Source organism: Polaribacter sp. AHE13PA, assembly GCF_019278505.1.
Taxonomy (GTDB): Bacteria; Bacteroidota; Bacteroidia; order Flavobacteriales; family Flavobacteriaceae; genus Polaribacter.
In genome coordinates, this window is the sequence record NZ_CP058985.1 from 3,853,907 (window position 1) to 3,872,265 (window position 18,359).

At 29.9% G+C, this 18,359-nt stretch carries 13 protein-coding genes and 1 riboswitch; of the genes, 6 read left to right on the forward strand and 7 right to left on the reverse strand.

Annotation, left to right across the window (positions count from 1 at the left end; genetic code table 11):
- Nucleotides 1–1,197: an Ig-like domain-containing protein gene (locus tag H0I28_RS16400; RefSeq protein ID WP_218759797.1), complete on the reverse strand. Its 1,197-nt coding sequence runs from the start codon at nt 1,195–1,197 to the stop codon at nt 1–3.
- A 391-nt stretch (nt 1,198–1,588) separates the two neighbouring features.
- Between H0I28_RS16400 and H0I28_RS17690 the strand changes: the two genes are divergently transcribed.
- On the forward strand, nt 1,589–1,723 hold the full coding sequence (locus H0I28_RS17690; RefSeq protein ID WP_302850261.1) for a hypothetical protein: 135 nt from the start codon (nt 1,589–1,591) through the stop codon (nt 1,721–1,723).
- A 357-nt stretch (nt 1,724–2,080) separates the two neighbouring features.
- A complete protein-coding gene (locus tag H0I28_RS16405; RefSeq protein WP_218732475.1) occupies nt 2,081–2,227 on the forward strand; it encodes a hypothetical protein in 147 nt (48 codons plus the stop codon).
- 199 nt (nt 2,228–2,426) lie between these two features.
- Here H0I28_RS16405 and H0I28_RS16410 read toward each other — a convergent pair whose 3' ends face one another.
- Both H0I28_RS16410 and H0I28_RS16415 read right to left on the reverse strand, forming a co-directional pair.
- Nucleotides 2,427–4,067, reverse strand: a complete 1,641-nt coding sequence (locus tag H0I28_RS16410; protein ID WP_218759798.1) for a CRTAC1 family protein — start codon at nt 4,065–4,067, stop codon at nt 2,427–2,429.
- Complete coding sequence (locus H0I28_RS16415) at nt 4,064–4,735, reverse strand: DUF6796 family protein (RefSeq protein ID WP_218759799.1); 672 nt, start codon at nt 4,733–4,735, stop codon at nt 4,064–4,066. Before H0I28_RS16415 ends, H0I28_RS16410 begins: the two co-directional genes overlap by 4 nt.
- 705 nt (nt 4,736–5,440) lie before the next feature.
- Here H0I28_RS16415 and H0I28_RS16420 point away from each other — a divergent pair.
- The 4 genes from H0I28_RS16420 (at nt 5,441) to H0I28_RS16435 (ending at nt 11,098) form a co-directional block, all read left to right on the forward strand.
- Nucleotides 5,441–5,932, forward strand: coding sequence for a response regulator (locus tag H0I28_RS16420; RefSeq protein ID WP_218759800.1), 492 nt, complete (start codon nt 5,441–5,443; stop codon nt 5,930–5,932).
- A 575-nt stretch (nt 5,933–6,507) separates the two neighbouring features.
- A riboswitch (cobalamin riboswitch) is annotated at nt 6,508–6,695 on the forward strand.
- 100 nt (nt 6,696–6,795) lie between these two features.
- The gene (locus H0I28_RS16425) at nt 6,796–8,805 is read left to right on the forward strand and encodes a TonB-dependent receptor (protein WP_218759801.1); all 2,010 of its coding nucleotides are present in this window, start codon (nt 6,796–6,798) and stop codon (nt 8,803–8,805) included.
- Complete coding sequence (locus H0I28_RS16430; RefSeq protein WP_254712803.1) at nt 8,802–9,941, forward strand: YncE family protein; 1,140 nt, start codon at nt 8,802–8,804, stop codon at nt 9,939–9,941. The genes H0I28_RS16425 and H0I28_RS16430 overlap by 4 nt, the downstream gene beginning before the upstream one ends.
- 38 nt (nt 9,942–9,979) lie before the next feature.
- Nucleotides 9,980–11,098: a PKD-like domain-containing protein gene (locus H0I28_RS16435; RefSeq protein WP_218759803.1), complete on the forward strand. Its 1,119-nt coding sequence runs from the start codon at nt 9,980–9,982 to the stop codon at nt 11,096–11,098.
- Nucleotides 11,099–11,206: 108 nt separating this feature from the next.
- Here H0I28_RS16435 and H0I28_RS16440 read toward each other — a convergent pair whose 3' ends face one another.
- The 4 genes from H0I28_RS16440 to H0I28_RS16455 form a co-directional block, all read right to left on the reverse strand.
- Nucleotides 11,207–12,127, reverse strand: coding sequence for a YeiH family protein (locus H0I28_RS16440; protein WP_218752054.1), 921 nt, complete (start codon nt 12,125–12,127; stop codon nt 11,207–11,209).
- A 76-nt stretch (nt 12,128–12,203) separates the two neighbouring features.
- On the reverse strand, nt 12,204–13,088 hold the full coding sequence (locus tag H0I28_RS16445; RefSeq protein WP_218732482.1) for a LysR family transcriptional regulator: 885 nt from the start codon (nt 13,086–13,088) through the stop codon (nt 12,204–12,206).
- Between the two features lie 182 nt (nt 13,089–13,270).
- Nucleotides 13,271–13,435 carry a hypothetical protein gene (locus H0I28_RS16450; protein ID WP_218759805.1) on the reverse strand — a complete coding sequence of 55 codons (165 nt, stop codon included), beginning with the start codon at nt 13,433–13,435 and terminating at the stop codon, nt 13,271–13,273.
- An 18-nt stretch (nt 13,436–13,453) separates the two neighbouring features.
- Nucleotides 13,454–17,518, reverse strand: coding sequence for a T9SS type A sorting domain-containing protein (locus H0I28_RS16455; RefSeq protein ID WP_218759807.1), 4,065 nt, complete (start codon nt 17,516–17,518; stop codon nt 13,454–13,456).
- Nucleotides 17,519–18,359 lie beyond the last annotated feature (841 nt).

The window sequence follows — 18,359 nt, forward strand, 5'->3', positions numbered from 1 at the left end:
TTATTTAGTTTCTCCATTTCCTACGTCTACACCAAATGGTTTACACCAATATAATAAATGTGTAAAATCATTAATACCTGTGTTTTTTATAATATATGTGTGGGCTCCTTCAAACACAGTAACTTTTTGTATTTCTTTAGCATTTGCTACTGTATTTATATTATTTGTAAAGTATAAGTATAAACCAGGTAGTCTGTCTGATGCTTTGTAGTTTTCGTCAATTGTTAACTCTAAATCATTTGTGTTTGGTATTTCTTTTAAAGTAAAATCACCTCTAAGTTCATAACTGCTTGATGTTTTTAAAGTTCCTGTTTTTTCTTGAGTGGTGTTGCCAATAACAATTACTGTATCTTGGGTTGTTAGCGTGTTATTAGAAGAGTTTACTGTTGCTGTAACTACAGCTTCTCCCGGTGCAATTGCGGTTATTAAGCCCGTATTAGAAACTGTTAATACGTTTGTGTTAGAACTTTGCCAAGTAATAGCAGTGTTCTCTGTTTCTCCACTACTGTTTGTGTATGTTGTGGTATATTGGTGGGTATTGTTAATGTTTAAGTCTTCTATTGGGTTGTTAATACTTATACGTTCATCAATAGTTACTACCGTTACTGTATCTTCCGTGTTAATTATATTTCCGTCTGCTGTTGTGGTACTTGCTGTAATGGTTGCTAAACCTTCACTAATAGCTGTAATTAAGCCTTCGCTAGAAACCGTAATAATAGAGGAGTTAGAGCTATTCCAAGATACTTTTAAATTGTCTATCTCTCCCAGTTCATTTGTAAAAGTTGTAGTGTATTGGTGTGTTTTAGAGATGATTATATCTTCAATAACATTATCTATTGTTAGTTTTTTATCAACAGCTATAACTTCTATATTGTTTTCGTTTGTAATAATACTTCCACTTTCAGTTGTTACAGAAGCTTTAATTACAGATGTTCCTATAGATAGTGCTTTAAGTAAGCCTGTATTAGAAACAGATATAATGTCCGCATTGCTGCTGTTCCAATTAATTTTAGGAGTTGTTATTTCTCCTATATTATTAGTGTATTTTGTGTTGTATAGATGCGTGTTTTTTATACCAAGTTCTGTAATGGTGTTGTTAAAACTTAATATTTCTGGTTGATTATCTGCGATAATATCATCTTCAATACAGCTATTAAAAATGAGTGAAAGGAATAGAATAAATTGGAAAGATCTCATTGGTGTTATTTTAAAAATTCTAAAAATTTTGTCGTAGAAAAAAGCAATTGTTTACAATATTTATTATAATAGTTAACTTTTTTTTAAGAAAATCCTTAAAATTAAGGAAACTCGTATAAAAACTATAAAATGAAAAATTTAATTTGATATTAAATTAGTGAGGAACTTAAAAGGAACTTTTCATTTTAAAAGATAAAAAATGTTTCAAAAAGTTTTAATCCTAGAAGATTTAGATGTAATTAATAGAGGAATTAAAATCAGGAGAAGAGTTTTCAGATTTAAAGATTATAGTTTTTTCTGTTGAAGATAAATCTTATAAAATTCAGCACTTGTATAAGAACCTAAAGATAGATGATATGTTTGGAAGAATGGAAAAGAATTAAGGAACGCTATGCACGCAATTTTTACTACAAATCAGTTTTATATTTCGCCAGAATTAAATACTACGGTTCTTCCAAAGAAAGTTCTAGAGATTACCGATTTTGATGTTTTTTTAATAGCTTCACTTTCTATGGGATCTCTGTAAGAAGAAATAAGTAAAAGGCTAAAAAAAGCTTTTTTATCCCTCTAGTATAAGTGCTATGTAAAAAAGATTAAAACTTTTAAAGGAACATTTTAATGCAAGTAATCCAACGCATTTGGCTGCTATTGCTAAAGATTTTGGGTTAGTGTATTCAGTGTGAATTAATACTCCTTTTATATCATAAATTTCCACTTTAGTATTTTCTGAAAAAGTAGATTTTTCGCTATATTTTGTTGCTTGGTTTAGTAGGTAAATTACCAAATAAAAATCGAATAGAAATAACTTAGATAATAGGCTAAGACTAGCAATAAATTAGATACAGTTTAAATCTGTTTCTTAATTTTTAATAACATTATTTTTATGAATATTAAACTTGTAAAAATGGATAATGAAATAAAACACATTGGTATGCCTGTAGAAGTCTTTGGGCATTGTGCAATTTCTAATAGTTGTGTTGTTGTGCCGTATAAAGCAATAGAAAAAGCAAGTCCTGTTCCTATAAAATAGATATACTTATTCCATTTTAAAAGGTGTGCGAATAAAGGTATTATAAAGCAACCCATTATAATATAACAAGCCGGTATGTTAAATATTTTAGGGCAAATAGATTCGTTTATATATTCATTGTAAACTAAACTACTTGCACCTAAAATACTTAAAACAAAAATCAGTATTAAAATAATATGTAATACTTTTTTAAGTTTCATTACTCTTGAGTTAAATCAGTTACTGTAACCGTTTCTGAAATTTTAGGAATTGTTAATAGTGAATTTATTTTAGGGTTTTGGAAGGTATATTCTTTTCCGCTAATATATTTTACACTAACACTTTTTATAGCATCTTTTCCTAAACCAAAATGTAAAGTGGCAGATTGATCACTAGTTAACCCTTCTCCAACTATAAAATCTTCGGTTATTTTTTTACTGCTTGATGTTATTACTTCAACTTTTGCTCCTAAATTTTCAGCATTATCATCTAATTTTACTTTAATAAAATTATTATCACCTCCATCGTTAATGTATGCTAAAACGGGTGTTCCTATGTTTACCCAAATCATGTCTAAATAGCCATCTTTATTAAAGTCACTTACCAAAGGAGTAATTGCATAATTAGGGTTTACAACACCACTTTTTTCTTCTGTAGCAACAAAAGTGTGGTCTTCTTTTTGGGTTAAAAATCTACTTGGTAATTTAAATATTTTATGTGGTGGAAAATCAATGTAGTTTTCTGCCACAATTAGTTCTTGTAAGCCATCGTTGTTCATATCTGCAAATACTGCTCCCCATGAAAATTCAAAATCTTTAGTTTGCGTTTTTTCGGCTACATCTTCAAACACGAAATTTCCTTTGTTTTCGAAAAATATCCAATTAGGATTAAAAAGACTTTTGTCTTCAATATTTCCACTAGCAACAAAACTAGGAACTGTAGATCCTGTATTTGAAAACATAAAATCTACTAAGCCATCATTATTATAATCTCCCACAGCTATTCCCATTGGGTATCCATATTTATTGGTAGATGGGTTTTCTTTCATTTCAAAAGTTCCATCTCCTTTGTTTTTGTAAGTTCTAATTTCGCCTGTATCATAAGCAATCACAAGATCCAGCCAAGTATCGTTATCAATATCAATCAAAATCCCCATAAAAGTATTATGAATGTATTCTAAACCAGCTTCAATAGTTGTGTTTTTAAAGGTATTGTCTCCATTATTGATTAGTAAAAGACTTTGAGGACCATAATTTTTGCTAAAATTATTCTGCCCAACCATTTGTTTTTTTCTAATGTAATTAGCAACAAAAATATCGGTAAAACCATCTTTATTTACATCACCTAAAGTTAAACCTAATGGTGTTGCGTTGTCAGCCAAATCATATTCTAACTTCTTTGGTGTAAATTTTCCGTTGTTATTATAATAAATTACAATGCCATCTTCCCTAGAAAGAATTAAGTCAGTAAAACCATTGTTGTCAAAATCGGTGGAAGCTCCACTTAAAGTTGTCTTATTTTCTTTCTTAGGAAGTCCTACTTTTTCTGATATAGAAATAAATTTCCCTTCCTTATAACTAAAAATTTCATCTTGCTGATTGTATCCTCCTCCTAAAAATAATTCATCAACACCATCATTATCAATATCAATTAATACAGATGCGGTAACAGGTAAAGATTCAGTTCCGTTAAATTGATGTGTAAAATCGATGGGAATTTCCTTGAATGTAGGAATTAAATTGTCTGCTATTGCATTGTTGTATGGGGTATTTCTATCAGTGCTAAATTTAACAGCTACAATAATTACTAATAATACTATTAGTGTTAATATAATCCCTGCAATTCTTTTTATTATTTTCATATTGATAATTGGTTGATTTTTTTGAGTTGATATAATGATAAACTAAATACAATAAAATGAACAACATTCATTGCTATTGGTGCTATGTATTTTCCTATTTGTGGAGAAATAAAGTACAATGTAAATACAGAAATTAATAAAACGATAGGGTTAAAAATAGCCATCCATTTCTTATAATAGGTTCCTCCTTTTAGTATTGTAATACTAAAAAATACAGAAAGTAAAAGAATGATTACTCTTAATATCTGAACAAGAGATTCACTAATTAAGGTGTAATTGTCTAATATTTCTTGATAAATATTAGTATCAATATCATTTTGAAGATGAACAATTGTTCCTAAAAAAGCTCTAGAAGTAATCCAAAAACCGCCAATTGTAAAAGCTAAAATACCTAATCCAAAAACGATAGAAGCTAGTTTTTTATTCCCTTTTTCTAGCATTTTATAAATATGATAATAGCCTAAAAAATAAAAAGGAACACCAAGTACAGCTAAAAAATGCCCTGTTATCAAACTATTTTTTGGTACAAATTGGAAAAACTGATAGTTGTCTGCATTACCAATAATATGTGGACTAAAATGAAGAAGAAACTCTCCAATACCAACAAGAACACTTCCTAATATTCCAAGAATTCCTGTTATAAATATTTTATTTTTATCTAATAGCATTTATTTTACGTAATTTTTAATTCTATAACTTACCTCGTTAGGATAGTAATTTAAGGTTTTTTCCTTTAATACATATTGAATATCAATTGTATCCGTACAATTTTGCTATTTTATCCGAATATTTCTTTGATATAGTCATCTGTCGATCAAGTTGACAATAACTAACAAAATAATTTTAACATTATTTTAATAAGGTGGTGAAGCAGACTGTTTTTGTGTTATAAAGTGCAACTTACTGTAATGTTTAATTTTTTACATTGATAAGAATGGTAGTCTTCAATACCTATTCAACCACCATTTTAAAGTACTTTTAGTTTGAAAACTTCCTTTATCTAATTCTTTCAGCATGGTAGTCATTTTTTTTTGGTCTTGTAACCATTTTCCGAATGCTTCTTTTCCCTCTTTACGTTTACAATATCCACAGCCCCATTGCTCGTTATGGGTTACAATTTGTATAAAATGATTTCCTCTAGAAGGGCAATTTGCAACCCAACTATTTTTATTAAAACCAGAAGGGATTGGGTTTAATTGGTGTTGTTTTAATAATGAAATTAATGGTGTAATTTTTTGAGAGGCTTTTTCTTTTTCAGTTGATTTTGACTTTTTTATATCAACTATAATTTGCTGAAGCTCTTATTGAGTAAAAATAACACTGTCTCTTCATGTAGGGAATCCATCGTAGAGGTAGTTTGACTCAATTAATGGATGAACAGTGAATATATAAGTAACCCTTTATTTGAAAATGATGGAACTCCGCAAGAATTAAAATCAGGAGAAGAGTTTTCAGATTTAAAGATTATAATTTTTTCTGTTGAAGATAAACCTTATAAAATTCAGCATTTATATAAGAATATAAAGGTAGATGGCTATGTTTGTAAGAATAGAAACGGATTAAAAGAATTAATGAATGCTATGCATGCAGTTTCTACAACAAATCAGTTTTATATTTCGCCAGAATTAAATACTACGGTTCATCCAAAGAAAGTTCTAGAGATTACCGATTTTGATGTTTTTTTAATAGCATCACTTTCTACGGAATCACTGCAAGAAGAAATAAGTAAAAGCCTGAAAAAAAAAGGGTGTTTTACCTCTAGTGTAAATGCTATAGAAAAAAGATTAAAATTTTTGAAGGAACATTTTAATGCAAGTAATCTTGCGCATTTGGTTGCTATTGCTAAAGATTTTGGGTTAATGTAATTTTTTTTAAAATAAAAAGGTGCTAATTGCTGGAACCCGTAAAATTTATATGTTTTATTGGAATATCTTTGAATAGAAATTAGAAAAAGAAACTATTGAAAAGGAAAGAGTGCTCATTACAAGCCTTACGGAAACCCGTGAGGCTTTTTTAAGTCTTTGTTTTAACTCTAGTTTATTAAAAAATAATGCTATTTAGAAATATGTCATTATATAAATAAATTTGTTACAACTTCATTTATTATAATTTTTGTGTATTTTAATATTGTTGGGGGACAGTGTTTTCAGTCATTAAGTTATTTTATTTGAAGTTTTTTTTTCTATACAATCTTTATAAAGCTTTTTAATTTTAAAACTATTGATCTTTATCATAGTTTATTTTTAAGTATTTTATTTTCTAAAGCACATTTTCTACCTTTCAAATTAGTCATTTTTTTTACTTCAATAAAGTAGTATTATTGCTGCTTTTTATTCAAATTATTTGTGCTTTTTTTAGGTTTTAAGGAATAGTGAGGTTGTTTAGAAATAAACAATAAAAGCGTGTTGTTTATTCCTGAAAAGTAGATAAATTTGTACTTTATTTTTTAACTAAGAATGGTTATCAAGTTTAAAAACTTGATATTAAAATGGGAATCTAGTTTAATTCTAGAACTGTCCCGCAGCTGTAAGCTCTAAAGTTGAAATCCGAATAGTCACTTTTCGAAAGAATGGGAAGACCGGGTGGAAGGAGTAAGTCAGAAGACCTGCCATTTTTTTATTAATTCATTAAGCTTTCGAGGATTGAAGCTAGAATTAGGAATCTGCCTATCTAAAATTTTAGATATGTAGCACTTCTCTTATTCTATCCTCGTACGCAAAATTTAAGTATGAGGAATTCTTTTTTACATTCTTTTTGGTGCATATTTTTGATTATAGGGTGCTGTAATTCGAGTTTTTTACATGCCCAAAAAATTGATTCAACAAAAGCAGTTCAGCTTAAAGAAATCTTTTTAGTAACCAATAAAGAGAAGCTTAAAAAACACTTTTCACCAGTTACTGTTCAAACTTTAAGCGGGAAAACTTTAAGTCGTTTAAGTAATTCTAGTGTTGCAGATGCAATTCGTTTTTTTAGCGGAGTTCAGTTAAAAGATTATGGCGGAATTGGTGGTATAAAAACCATAAATGTAAGAGGAATGGGCTCGCAACATACCGGTATTTTTTATGATGGTGTTCAATTAGGAAATGCACAAAATGGACAAATAGATTTAGGGAAATATTCTGTACAAAACATGGAGGCTGTTTCCTTATATCAAGGGCAGCGTTCAGATTTAGATCAATCTGCAAAATCGTATGCTTCTTCCAATAGTATTTATCTAAAGTCTAAAACACCTCAATTTTCAGAAGGGAAAAATAATAATACCAATGTCAGTTTAAAAACAGGTTCTTTTGGACTGGTGAATCCTTCTGTAAATTTAGACTTCAAAATTAATGACTACTTAAGTGCACGTCTTAGTACAGAATATCTCAATGCCAACGGTAAATATAAATTTAGATACACCAATGGAAGTTATGATACAATAGCAACGCGTAATAATGCAGATATTGAATCTTTTAGGGCAGAAGCGTCTTTGCATGGCTCGAACGGAATTAAGAATAATTGGAATGTAAAACTATATCATTATGATTCTGAACGAGGATTGCCAGGAGCTATCGTTGCCAATCGTTTTAAGCGTCCGCAACGTTTATGGGATCGAAATAATTTTCTGCAAGGTGCATTTACAACCCATGTAAACGACTTCTATTTTTTTGTATTAAGAGGTAAATATGCGCATAATTATTCTCGTTATGTAGATCCAGAAATTATAAAAGTGGATGGTGAGTTAGATAACCGATATACACAAGAAGAATATTATCTGTCAATGGTAAATACGTTTCAAGTTTTACCGTTTTGGAAATTATCCTTGGCAACAGATTTACAAAAAAACACGATGGATGCAAATTTGTATCGATTTTCATATCCTAAAAGAATCACGCTTTTATCAGCTTTAGCTGCCGATTTTAATTTTGATAAAATTCACATTCAAGCAAGTTTATTAAGTACAACAGTAGATGAAACGGTACTATATTATGAAGCTGCAGAAGATTTACAAAAGTATTCGCCTACAATTATGATGAATTGGCAACCTCTTAATTCTAATAAATTTAGAATAAGGAGTTTTTATAAAGAAATTTTTAGACAACCCACTTTTAATGATTTGTACTATACATTTATCGGAAATACTTTTTTAGATCCGGAAGATGCTACTCAGGTAAATCTTGGATTTTCTTATCAAACTGACTTTAAAAAAACAGCATTTGATGTACAAGCTGATGTGTATAAAATTTGGATAGATAACAAAATCGTTGCGGTACCAGGAGCTAATTTATTCCGTTGGTCTATGTTTAATTTAGGTAAAGTAGAAACAACCGGAATAGAAACAAATGTAAAAGCGAGTGGAAGTATAGGTAAAAAATTTAAGTACAATACCAACCTAAGTTATACGTACCAAGAATCTATAGATGTTACTGCTGGCGCTAGTAATTACGGAGATCAAATTCCCTATATACCAGTGCATAGCGGTAGTATAAGTGCTATGATAGATTACAAAAAAATAGAATTTAATTACAGTTTTATTTATACAGGAGAAAGATATAGCCAAAAGGCAAACATCAGTTCTAATTATTTAGATCCGTGGTTTACACACGATTTAAGTTTGGGGAAAATGCTTTTATTTAATCAAAAGAAATTAAAAGTTTTAGTAGCAGTAAACAATGTCTTTAATCAACAATATGCGGTAGTAAAAAACTTCCCGATGCCAGGGAGATCCTATCGTTTTACTTTAAATTTTTTATTATGAACAAAAGAAAATTAAGTGTACAGATTGCATCAGCTTTAGCTGTTGTATTTTTTTTCAATGCATGTAGCAGCAATGAGAATTTTGATGACTCAGTAAATCCAGAAGTTCCCACAGAACCTATTGTAGAATTAAAGGGGTTTTATTTACTGAATGAGGGTAATATGTCTATGAATAAAGCGGCTTTAGATTATATGGATTTTGAGACCGGAATTTACGAAAAAGAAGTTTTTAGAACAGCAAATCCAGAAGAAGTTGGTGGCTTGGGAGACGTTGGTAACGATATGGGTATTTATGGTTCTAAATTATATGTGGTTGTAAATGCATCTAATAAAGTAGAGGTTTTAGATGTAAATACTCGTAAAAAAATTAAGCAAATAAATGTTGATAATTGCAGGTACATTAAGTTTTACAACGGAAAAGCGTATTTAACAACTTACTTAGGTAGTATTGGAGATCCGAATGCTGTAAACGGAAAAATCATGGAAATTGATACTACAAGTCTTAGCGTTACGCGTTCTGTGGATGTAGGTAGACAACCCGAAGAATTGGTGATACATAACGATAAAATCTACGTGGCAAATTCAGGAGGGTATAGTCCGCCAGAGTATGAATCTACAGTTTCTGTAGTTGATATTGCTAGTTTTGAAGAAACAAAACGTATAGAAGTAGACATCAATCTTCATCGTATGCAAATTGATAGTGAAGGGGACATTTATGTTTCTTCTAGAGGAGATTATTATCAAACACCTTCTAAACTTTTTGTAATTGATACAGAGTTAGATGAAGTAAAACAAACGTTTGATTTGGCCGTAAGTAACATGACTATTTTTAATGATATTATGTATATCTACAGCACAGAATTTAGTTATCTAACAGGAGAAAATACAATTTCTTATAACAGGTTAGATACAAAAACAGAAACCATTCTTATTGATTCTTTTATTGCAGATGAAGATAAAGAGCTTATAAAGATTCCTTATGGCATTACGATAAATCCAGAAACTAAAGACATTTTAATTACCGACGCTAAAGATTATGTAACTCCAGGAACATTGTATTGTTTTTCATCTGAAGGTGCTTTTAAGTGGTCTGTAGAAACAGGAGATATTCCTAACAAAGTAGTATTTAAAAATTAATAATTATCATTCAATAACCAACTTTTTAAATTAAAATTATGAACAAATTTAGTCAACTTTTAAAACCACGTGTAGTTTTCTTAACCTCTTGCTTTTTAGTAATAATGGCATCGTCTTGTACTTCAGAAATAGACCTTTTTGGTGTTCCTCCTGTAATTGAATTATCAGAAAAAAATAATGATATAGAAATATTAATGGGAGAAACCATTAATTTTTCGGCAACAAAAATGAATGATGCAGAATACACAGAAGAATGGTCTTTAGAAGGTAGCGTTACATCTTCTACAGCTACTTATGATTTTATTCCAGAAAAAACTGGAACTTATACCGTAACGTATAAATCATCTAATAATGCAGGTGTATTTAGAAATGAGTATACTATTGTGGTAAATGCAGTAATCCGTCCTATTACAGAGGAAAGTAATTTGTATGTAACAACTTTATTAGATTATTTACCTGCACCTGGTCAAAGAATTAATAGTTCAATTGGTACTTTAGAAGGAGCTAAAACTCTTGAAGGCAAAAAAGGAATGGTTACTTTAGGAGCATGGGGAGGTACTGTTTCTTATACTTTTGATCATACAGTTATAAATACAGAAGATGCAGCTGATATAATGATGTATGGAAATGCATTTTCTGGTTTTGCAGAACCTGGTGTTGTTTGGGTAATGCAAGATGAAAATGCAAATGGAATTGCAGATGATACTTGGTATGAAATTAAAGGAAGTGCAGATGCTTTAGAAGGAACCATAAAAAACTATAGTGTAACTTACTCTAGACCTAATGAAGCTTCAGAAGTTGTAACTTGGACAGATAGTGAAGGAGAAAGTGGTGTTATATCAACAAAATTTTACCCAGAATTTATTACAGAAGATTCTTATACAATTACAGGGACTCTTTTGACAGATAATAATATTGACATGAGCAACCCTAGCTGGATTAAAAGTAACGCTTTTGAATATGGATATGCTGATAATACTCCAGGAGGTGATAAATTAGATATTTCAGACGCTGTTGATAACGAAGGAAATACGGTAAACTTAACAGGAATTGACTTTATTAAAGTTCAAACAGGAATCTTAGCAAATATGGGGTGGTTAGGAGAACTTTCTACAGAGGTAACAGGAATAGCAGATTTAAATATGTTAGACAATTAAATAATTTGTTTTAGTATAGGGTGAATGTTAGTATTCATTTCTATTTTTAATTGAAACCTAAAAACCTCTTCTTAATCATTAAGAAGAGGTTTTTTTTAATTATTATCTTTATTGTGTAATGTATATGAGTGAAAAAATAGAGATAAATATCCACAAGCTTAATGCAAGTATAATAGGTTTTATTCCTGTTGATTTTAAGTCTTTTATAGAGATTGTAGTTCCTACAAGAAACAAGGTTACTACCAAGGTTCTTTTAGAATAAAAAACAATTTCAGAAGTAATTGCTGTAGGAATTAAATGATAACTATTTATAAAAATAGCTACCACAAAAAGTAAAATAAAATAAGGAATTGAAATTTTTTCTCCTTTTGTTTTAAATATGAACATAGATAAAATAGCCAAGGGTATTATCCAAAGTGTTCTTGATAGTTTTACTGTTGTAGCAATTTTTAATGCTTCATCTCCATAACTTAAGGCAGCACCCACAACAGAACTAGTGTCATGTATAGCAATAGCACACCACAATCCAAATTGTTCTTGAGATAAATGTAAAAAATGTCCTATAGCAGGGAAAACAAACAAGGCTATAGAATTTAATAAAAAAACAAGACCTAAAGCAATACTTATCGTTTTGCTATTTGCTTTAATTACTGGAGAAATAGCGGCAATGGCACTTCCGCCACAAATAGAAGTTCCTGAGGTAACTAAATGCCCTAGTTTTTTATCTAATTTTAATAACTTGGTAAGTATTAAACCCAAGCTTACAGTTAAAAAGATAGAGAAGAAGGTAAGACTAAAAGCTTGTTTACTTGTTGCTAATGTTTCTTTAAGTAGCATTCCAAAACCCAAACCTACTACCGCTACTTTTAAAAGGATATGAATTGCTTTATAGCTTTTAGATTTAAATGGGCTTTTAAAGATAATAGCAAATACAAAACCAAGTAATAAAGCCGTTGGACTATTCATTGGACTAAATAGTGCAAAAATTATAATTAAGAAAAAGATAATTTTAGGGAATGTCGTTTTCATATCGAGATTTATTTATCGATACAAAACTAAGGACTAAGAATAACTATTAAGCAAACTAATTTATTGTTTAATATAACTAAAAGTTATAGTTGTTTAGTGTGTATTTTTCAAAGTAGCTCATTAGGTTAGATTGATACCCTGTTCTAGAAACAAAATAAAACCATCTATCAATAGAAAAGTCTTTTACATCTATTATTTTAAGCTTGTTATTTGTGAGTTCTTCAGAAATAGCATGAATAGAAATAAAGGCAAAATTATCAGAATTTAAAAGATAATTTTTAATTGCCTCTGTACTGTTTAGTGTTACCACTGTATTTAGTTTTTTAATGTGGTATTTATTTAAATGTTCTACAACTATTTCTTTAGTACCAGAACCTAGTTCACGCATAATAAACGGAATTTTTTGTAAAACTTCTAAACTAATAACTCCTTTCTTAAAAGTGTTGTTTTTAGCATTTGTAACTAACACAATTTCATCTTTCATAAACTTACTAAACTGTAATTTACGATTGGTGTTTTTACCTTCTATAATTCCGAAGTTTAATGTTTGGTTTAGTATGAGTTCTTCAATATCGTCTGAGTTTCCAGCAGTTATTTCAAATTTAGTATTAGGAAATTGTACTCTAAATTTTGCAATTACTTTAGGCATAATATAATTTGCCAAAGTGGTACTCACACCAAAGTTGATTAAATCTGGATGATTTTCATTTTTATGCAAGAATTGATTTTCCATTTCTGCATAAATTTCTAAAATTTTATTGGTGTAAATTAAAAACGCCTTCCCTTCATTTGTTAATTCTATGGAGTTTCTTTTTCTTAAAAATAAAGTAGTTTTATAAGATTCTTCTAAATTTCTAATAGACTTAGAAATAGCAGGCTGAGAAATAAATAATTGTTCAGCAGCTTTTGTAAAACTTAAATATGTTGCAACGGTTTTAAAAATAAGAAGTTTTGTTTTCATCAGCAGTTTAGTCTAAAATAGAATTATCAGTAAAATGAATCTATTATTTCTTTGATAGCCTAAAGGTACGTGTAATCTTATTATTCTATAGTTTGTAAACTGATAATTTTATAACACTGTTTGTAGAATTTATAATAATAAAAAACTCGATACTAATATAGTATCGAGTTTTTAAAAATTTATTAAAATCCGTTTCCAAGATTCTCTGGAGCTGATGAAGCTTGAGCTTTTTGAGGGCTTAAGATCATATAGGTACCTAAGGCTGTTAAAGCAGCATATTTACCATATTTACCTATTTCTTTTAAAGCTTCTTTTCTATCTATTTTTTTTTTGTCTTTAATATTCATGTGTTCGTTATTAAGAGGTTAGTCTATAATTATTTTTTTAGAAACTGATTTTCCTTCAGCAGTAACTTTTACAAGGTAAACTCCTTTAGAAAGACCATTTAAATCTAGAGGGCTATATTTTTCTGAAGATTGGTTTTCTTTTAATATAGTTTTACCATTAAGATCAAATAAATCAATTTTTAAAGTTCCAGTGTTTGTTCCTTTTATTTGTAAGAAGTTATTCTGATTAAAAATCTGAATTTTTGATACATCATCTGAAATTACACTTAGAGCTTGTGAAGAGATGTGTACATAAAAACGCCCAAAACCATTAGCATCACTAGTTAATGTTAATGTGTATTTTTCTGTATCGCTTAACTCGTAAGAACTACCAGTCTCTTTATCTTCTAAGAAAATTTTTAATCCTTCTAGTAAATTACTATTTAAAGCAGAAAAAGTAATTTCTTCATTCGCTTTTCCTTTAAGGTTTAAAGGAACTATTTGATTTTCGTAATCGTTATTAGGTATAGACTGAATTGTATAATCTTTATCGCTAGAGTTGTCTAATAATTTAGTTGTTAAGTCAAATGCAGATGAATTAAAATTGATAATATCTTTTCCAGCATCAAAGCCTGTAGTTGCATCTTCAGAAAAGATAATATCTGTATTTACTTTTATAGCTCCTTTTGCAACATATAGTTTTACAAAAGGTGTTGTTTTAGTAATTTTACTAAAAGTATGATTACCTGTTAATGATGTTTTAGTACCTAAATAAGCATTGTTAAAAGTAACTATTTCATCAGTTCCAGATGGTTTCATTTTTATAAAGAATCCTTGCCCTGGAGCCAATACTTTTAAATCTGCAGAAGCATCATTTGTAAAAGCAACATATTTTTCTTGGCTATTTTCCCAAACATATACTGCTGGCGCATCAACTGCAAGTTTTGTTGTGTTTTCTAAAATAAAGTTTCCTGTAGCTTCTTTATTTGCTGGGTAATATGCTGTAAAAGGATTACCAACTGCAACCCATTTGTTATGCGTGGCATCTATATTTAAAGAACTTGTTTGTATAGTACCTGTAAAAGTAACTTCACCATCTGTTCCTTTAGACATAGAATATCCAATACCTTTTTCGAACTCTACATATGCATCAATGTTTACATCAAAATATTCCCATTTTTCATTGGTTGCATTTGTATCATTATATTTAGCAATTGCATATCTGTTTGGATCTGTGCCAGTATCTGTATTCTTTCTAATATCATTATTTGCATCTAAAGCAAAATCTTTTACTTTTTGTCCTGTAACAGGTGGTGTAACAAGGCTCCATTTAGAAGCTAATAAACCACCTCTAACATAGGTTACTTTACCTGTGCTATTTCCTTTTGCAATTAATACACCACTATTAGCTGTATCAGAATATATGTATATACCGCTATTTGTAGAATGAGAATCAACATCATTTTCAACTGTTAAGTCAGCATTTTTTTCAATATTTAAATAACCACCGTCTGCAATTTCTAAAGATTTTGCAACGGCACCATTAGAATCTAAAGTTACCTCTTCGGATGTTTTTATAAAAACATCATCTGCAGTTGTTGGTAAAGTTTTACCTTCCCAACTAGAAGTGTCTGACCAATATACGTTTGCAGGAGTTGTATTATCAAAATATTTTTGGTCATTATATACCCACATACCTCTACCAAATGTACCAACATAAATGTTTCCGTTATTCGGACTTATCTTAATATCACTAATTCTTACATTTGGTAAATCGGTACCTAGTTTAGACCAGTTGTTAGTAGAATTGTCGGTAAAATAAACACCTATTTCTGTAGCTAAATAAATAGTTTCATTATTTTTATTTGGATCTAAAATAACTTTAAACATGATGATATTAGGTAGGTCACCACTAATATTTGTCCAAGTATCTCCGTTATTTATACTTTTATAGACTTTATTTCCTGCACTGTAACTTTTTACTGTTGCATATACTGTATTTGTATTGGGTACGGCATATACGCTATTAATCTTAACACCACTTGGGTTTGCTATGGTAGACCAAGTTGCTCCGTCATCTACACTTCTTTTAAGTGTTGAAACTTCTGCAATTTCTCCAATAGCAAATATTCTAACAACAGCATTATTAAGAGAAACGTCTAAAAATTCTGTTTTTGTTAACCCTGAGCCAAGTGCTGTAAAAGTATCCGAAGCTCCATCATTATAATCAAGATCAACATTACCTCCTTTATCTGTAGTTCTTTTTACATCTCCATGACCTACATAAATGATGTTGGCATCTGTTGGATGCGTAGCTATAGGAGAAATAAATGCCGCATTTGCTGCATCTGACTTAAGAATTTTGATAGCTGAAGCGTAACCATTTGCATAGCCATCATCAGTTCTACTTAATTGGCCATTAGTACCCCCTAAATATCTAATATTAGGTTCAGCTATATCAATAGCAGTTCCTGTTCCATCTCCTGCAACAGCTGCAACCCATTTTTGTTCTCCGCCTTGTAAAACTTTAGAAAAACCATCATTATCTTGGTTTGCCATCATATAATCATCACCATTTAAACCATGAGTAATTGCAATATTATAAGATTGTGTTATAATTAATCCGCTAGAAATATCAGGGAATTGTGCATCTGAAGTTGGTGAAAAAGACCCCATTCTAAGTCCTGCATCATTTCCATTGATAATATGAGAATTATCTGTAAATAATAAAAAGTGATGATCTGCATGTACATGAATTTGACCTGTTGGTACAGGATTAGAATATGCATTTAAAACAGGAGTAAAAGTATCTCCATTATCTGTAGATTTCCATCCTTGTACACCACCCACCATTAAATTATTTGGGTCTGTTGGAGAAACGGCAATACATTGTATATAACCACTTTGAGAATCAAATGGGGTAGCTTCTTCATTAATAAGAGCTGTAACGTTAGTAGCTTTTTTTAAATCTGCCGCAGTATCATCAAAGTCAAAATAATATTTTCTAAAAACTCCGTCTTGATTAATACCATAAAAATATTCGGTATCTCCAGGAGAAGCAGCGAGTCTTAATATTTTTGAGCTATCACCACCTGGAAAAGCAGGATGTACTTTAAAGTTATTTCCTCCATCTTTAGAATAATAAATTGCATCCCAATAATCTGAAACTACAATTTTTTTTGAATCATTTGGGTCAAAAACCATTGATTGGAATTTGGCTTCGTAAGCAATAGGGGTAGAACCATTACTTGTAACAGTCATGTTAGTCCAAGTTGCCCCACTATCTGTAGATTTTTTTATCTCAGAGTTTGTTAATGCAAATATTGTGGAGGTGGAACCAGGTGCAAAGGCTATATCTCTTATATATTCATTTTCAGATAAAGAAAAAGTAAGTCCGGTTGGTAGCCAAGTTTCTCCTGCATCTGTAGACTTAAATAAACCTATAGAACTAACATGTTGGCTATCTCTATCTCCGGTTGCCATATAGAGAATATTTGTATTATTTGGATCTATTAAAATATCTGTAACCCCCATACCAGCAAGATTATCCGTTTTTGGAGACCAAGTAGCACCACCATCTGTAGTTTTCCATAACCCACCAGAAGGAGTACCTACATACATAATCATAGGATTATTAGGGTCTAAAGCGTTTGGGTCTACAGCTACAACATCAACTCTACCAGGACCAGGGTAATCGAAATTACCATTTTTTTCTACAATTGCTGTTGGACCAATTTGTGTCCACGGCTTTGTTGTAGAAGCTGTTGCACTTTTAGCTTGTATACTTGGTTTATTTGATCGGAGATCTAAATAATCTTCTTTATTAACTGCATCTTTTGGAAAAGTACCGTCTGTATTTACTCTATCTTTCCAAATCCAAACCCAACGTTCAAATTGTTTTTTTTCTTTTTTCTCTAATCGAGTTTCGGCTTTTTTAGCGTATTTACTTTTTTCTATAAACTGCTTTCTTGTTTTATTTACAATTTCAAAGAAATTACTATTTTCTTTTAAAGCTTCTTTTTTATAATTTATTGTTTGTGCTTTTACCTGAAAGCAACCAATAAAAAATAAAGTAAAATAAACGATGTGTAATGTATTTTTCATGTTTTATTTAATGTTAAAAGTATGTTAATACAAATATCATATTTTTTTAATTTAAAAACATTCAGGGTCAATAAATAAAACTACGCACAAGCTACGCACTTTGGTATCATGCTCTTTAGTTGTTATTTAATTAGAGGGTATTTAAGTTGGGGGTTCCTTTTTTTCTTGAAGTGTGTTGTGCTAGTTAGTATTAATAATTGGGATATTTTTTATATCGTTAATTGTAACAATAGCACTATATTTTATTTAAAAGCACTTAAATTAGATAAAACCAGTAGTAGTAATTGTTAATGTGTTTCCCTCGATCAAAAGGAACACACTAGCCAAACATAGTCCCCCAACTACTTTCAGCTACAATAATTGTAAAATTACTTACTACTGGTAAAATTTTATTAGATAGAGTTAATTCTGCTTTATTAGAAATTTGTATTACCTAACTCATCAATATTTATTTACATCATACATTTCTGTACTTGTTAAAATAATGTCTTCATGAATTCAGTTTTGATGTGCTCTACTTTTTGGTAGATGTATATCGAATCAACTATTTTTAGATCAACTATTGGGTAAAAAGTTAAACGTTTATTTGCGATCACAAATTATTCTCTAAAAGTATTTTTGTCTCATTAAAGAATCAATCATGTTTTTAAAATAGGGAATTAATTAAAAGTACAAATATGGATAAGTTTAAAAGAATAGTTCTTGTTTTATACTACTCACTAACTACGCACATTAATAATAAAATTAACGTTGGTTTTATAGCATTTTTATAAAATATTGCCATAGAACTTCTTATCTTTCTTTTTAGGTTAAAGTTATTAATTGCTATGGTTGTTAATGA

Excerpts from the sequence above, each read along its gene's own strand:
- H0I28_RS17690 (WP_302850261.1), top strand. The coding sequence starts at position 1,589 with ATGCACGCAATTTTTACTACAAATCAGTTTTATATTTCGCCAGAATTA.
- H0I28_RS16420 (WP_218759800.1), top strand. The coding sequence starts at position 5,441 with ATGAACAGTGAATATATAAGTAACCCTTTATTTGAAAATGATGGAACT.
- H0I28_RS16400 (WP_218759797.1), bottom strand. The coding sequence starts at position 1,197 with ATGAGATCTTTCCAATTTATTCTATTCCTTTCACTCATTTTTAATAGC.
- H0I28_RS16440 (WP_218752054.1), bottom strand. The coding sequence starts at position 12,127 with ATGAAAACGACATTCCCTAAAATTATCTTTTTCTTAATTATAATTTTT.
- H0I28_RS16450 (WP_218759805.1), bottom strand. The coding sequence starts at position 13,435 with ATGAATATTAAAGACAAAAAAAAAATAGATAGAAAAGAAGCTTTAAAA.
- H0I28_RS16435 (WP_218759803.1), top strand. The coding sequence starts at position 9,980 with ATGAACAAATTTAGTCAACTTTTAAAACCACGTGTAGTTTTCTTAACC.
- H0I28_RS16410 (WP_218759798.1), bottom strand. The coding sequence starts at position 4,067 with ATGAAAATAATAAAAAGAATTGCAGGGATTATATTAACACTAATAGTA.
- H0I28_RS16445 (WP_218732482.1), bottom strand. The coding sequence starts at position 13,088 with ATGAAAACAAAACTTCTTATTTTTAAAACCGTTGCAACATATTTAAGT.
- H0I28_RS16415 (WP_218759799.1), bottom strand. The coding sequence starts at position 4,735 with ATGCTATTAGATAAAAATAAAATATTTATAACAGGAATTCTTGGAATA.
- H0I28_RS16455 (WP_218759807.1), bottom strand. The coding sequence starts at position 17,518 with ATGAAAAATACATTACACATCGTTTATTTTACTTTATTTTTTATTGGT.
- H0I28_RS16425 (WP_218759801.1), top strand. The coding sequence starts at position 6,796 with ATGAGGAATTCTTTTTTACATTCTTTTTGGTGCATATTTTTGATTATA.
- H0I28_RS16430 (WP_254712803.1), top strand. The coding sequence starts at position 8,802 with ATGAACAAAAGAAAATTAAGTGTACAGATTGCATCAGCTTTAGCTGTT.
- H0I28_RS16405 (WP_218732475.1), top strand. The coding sequence starts at position 2,081 with ATGAATATTAAACTTGTAAAAATGGATAATGAAATAAAACACATTGGT.